The following is a 3,036-nucleotide window of genomic DNA, read 5'->3' on the forward strand; positions in this document are numbered from 1 at the left end:
CACTCGCCGCCCTTCGGCGCGAAACCGAGGGTGCCCGTCGCCGTCGAGTGCTGGAAGGCGCCCTCGGAGCCGACGACCAGCGCCCGCGTGGAGGAGGTGCCGGGCGGGGCGATCCAGGTGTCCTCGACCGTGACGACCGCGCCGCTCTCCAGCGTGAACACGGCGTGCCCGTAGTCCTCGACGGGCAGGTCAGGATGGGCGATGTTGCCGACCGTGCCCGTCACGTGGGCGACGGGGGAGCGGAAGAGGGCCTGCACGCGGTCGAGCTGGTACACCGCGTGGTCGATCCAGGCCCCACCGGCGGTGCGCGCCGGATCGGCCCACCAGCCCGGCCCCTCGGCCGTACCGGGCCAGGCGGTGGGCAGCCCGCTGTCCATCGCGAAGGTGCCCGCGCGCAGGGTGCCGAGGCGCCCCGAGTCGAGGAGTTCGCGCAGCCTCAGCGCGAGCGGCGAGGTGTGCCGGGACTCGCTCGGCACGAAGACGATCCCGGCCCGCTCGACCTCGGTGACGACGCGGTCGGCGTCGGCGAGCGTCAGGGCGAGCGGCTTGACGGAGACGATGTGCTTGCCCGCGCGCGCCGCCGCGACGCACAGCCCGGGGTTCTGGTCCACGCTCGTGAAGCAGGCGATGGCGTCGATCTCCGGATCGTCCAGGACGCTCGCGGGATCGGTGGAGGTGCGCGCGCACCCCGTCAGGCGCGCGACGTGGGCGGTACGGGCGGGATCGCGGTCCACGAGGGCGACGAGCCGCGCGCCGGGCTCGGCGGCGACGCGGCGGGCGAAGGGGATCGCCGCGTACCAGTGGTCGAAGCCGATGACGGCGATGCGCAGCGGGGCGGGGACTTCTTCGGGCACGGGAGTGCTCCTCGGTTCGGGGCGGACGACTGACGGCGGCGGGGCGGAGGCGGACAGCGGTGGGGGAGGGGAGAGGGGCTGAGGGTGGCGGGAGCGGCGGCGCGGACGGGCGGCGCGCGGGGTCAGAAGGTCGTCTTCAGGTCCACGAAGCGCGACTCCCGCGCCGAGGTCTCGACGGCGATCATGATCTCCAGCGCGTGGCGGGCGTGCTCGGCGCTCAGGACGGGCTTCGCGCCGTCGAGGACGACGTCGGCGAGGTGCCCGACGAGGAGGGCGCGCCCGTAGCGGCCCCGGCGGGTGTTGGTGGCGAGCGGCTGCGCCGGCTCGACCCAGCCGTCCACGCCCGGCGCGATGTCCGTGCGGTACAGCTCCAGGTCCGGTCCGTCGGGCCGGAAGAGGCTCAGGACGCCCGCGCGCCCGAAGACCTCGACCTTCGGGGCCCGCGAGGCGTGCACGTTGAAGGTGCCGTCCACGACCGCGTACGCGGAGTCGCCGAAGTCCAGCATGAACAGGCAGTTGTCGGGCGCGGTGACCGGCATCTCCAGGCCCGCGAAGGGGCCGCCGCGCACCGTGCGGACGGCGTCCGTGATCCCGGCGAAGGCGACCACGCGGCGCGCCGGGCCGAGGAGCCCGGTAATCTCGTGGATGCCGTAGACGCCCATGTCCAGGAGCGGCCCGGAGCCCTGCCGGTAGAACCAGCTCGGGTCCGAGGGCCAGCCCGCCGGGCCGCCGCCCGGTCCGGCGTGCGAGCTGCGCACGCGGGCGAAGGCGACCTTGCCGATCGCCCCGGCGCGCAGCAGATCGCCCGCCCGCTCGTAGGGCTCGTAGAGCAGGTCGGGCGGGGCGACGACGACGGAGAGCCCGCGCGCGGCGGCGAGCTCGATGAGGGCGTCCGCCTCCGCGACCGTCGAGGCGAGCGGCTTCTCGACGGCGAGGTGCTTGCCGGCTTCGAGGATCGTGCGCGAGGTCGCCGCGTGGGCGGGGATGGGCGTGAGGTTGACGACGGCGTCCAGCTCCGCCTCGGCGAGCATCGCCTCCAGGGAGCCGAAGGCGCCGGGTATGCCGAAGCGGTCGGCGGTCGCGCGGGCCCGTACGTGGTCCACGTCCGCGACCGCGGTCACCTCGATCCGGTCCCCGTACGCACCCACGTTCGGCAGCACGCCGTAGGGCGCGACAGCGATCCCGCCGCTGCCGAGGACGCCCACGCGCAGCACATCGGCCATGAAGGCCACCTCCATAAACTCGAAACTTCCTTGCGAGATGCTAGGTCGACCGGTCCGGCGAGCGCCAGGGGTGGCGTGAGAGCGGTGAAGTACGTCCAAAAAAGACGGCTTTGAGCACGCATTCATAACGAAAAAGTCACAGCTGCTCGGGGGGATTTCTCTTAAGAAAGTTTCTGGTACGTTCCTCGCACCGGAAACCCCCTGGAAAGGACACGGTGGCAATGGCCGTCAGAGGAACACCGTCGTGGCTGGGCGACCAGAACGCCGCCACCGCTCTTCGGCTGCTCCTCGACCACGGCCCCCTCAGCCGCAACGGCGTCGGCGAACGCAGCGGCCTCTCCCGGCCCACGGCCACGCAGATGATCGCGCGCCTGGAGGACAAGGGGCTCATCGAGGTGGTCGGCGAGGAGTCGATCGGCCGCGGGCCCCGCGCCGCCCTGTACGGAGTACGCAACGACCTCGCCTACGGGGTCGCCATCAGCGTGGACCAGGAGGGCGTGAGTTCCACCGTCGTGGACCTCGCCGGCACCCGGCACCCCGTCGCCCACAAGGCGGCGGCCGGGATGCCCGCCCACCGCGGCGCCGCCCGCGACGTCGCGCGAGCCGTGCTCGACGCCTGCGAGGCGGCGGCCGTGGACCTCACCGCGATCCGCCACATCCGCGTCGGCGTCCCCAGCAGCGTGGACCCGCGCCACGACGAACTCAGCTCGGTGGCCGCCCTGCCCGGCTGGTCCCGCAAGAGCATCCGCAGGCAGCTCGAAGGCGCGCTCGGCTGCGAGGTCGAGGTCGACAACGACGTCAACCTCGCGGCGATCGCCGAACGCGCCACGGGCCCGTACTCACCCGCGGGCACCTTCGCCCTGCTGTGGGTCGGCTACGGCATCGGTCTCGCCGTGGACGTCGCGGGCACCGTGCTGCGCGGCGCCTCGGGCGGCGCGGGCGAGATCGGTAACCTGCCG

General features: G+C 73.5%; 3 protein-coding genes. 1 reads left to right on the top strand and 2 read right to left on the bottom strand.

Going from position 1 to position 3,036, the window contains the following annotated elements:
* Positions 1-854: Gfo/Idh/MocA family protein (locus SSBG_RS28165; protein ID WP_037870812.1), on the bottom strand; the 854-nt coding region annotated here is incomplete at its 3' end.
* A gap of 122 nt (positions 855-976) precedes the next feature.
* Positions 977-2,092, bottom strand: a complete 1,116-nt coding sequence (locus SSBG_RS28170; protein WP_008749444.1) for a Gfo/Idh/MocA family protein — start codon at positions 2,090-2,092, stop codon at positions 977-979.
* Between the two features lie 206 nt (positions 2,093-2,298).
* Here SSBG_RS28170 and SSBG_RS28175 point away from each other — a divergent pair.
* The coding region (locus tag SSBG_RS28175) for an ROK family transcriptional regulator (RefSeq protein WP_008749445.1) at positions 2,299-3,036 on the top strand (738 nt) is incomplete at its 3' end.

It is taken from the genome of Streptomyces sp. SPB074 (assembly GCF_000154905.1).
Classification (GTDB): domain Bacteria; phylum Actinomycetota; class Actinomycetes; order Streptomycetales; family Streptomycetaceae; genus Streptomyces.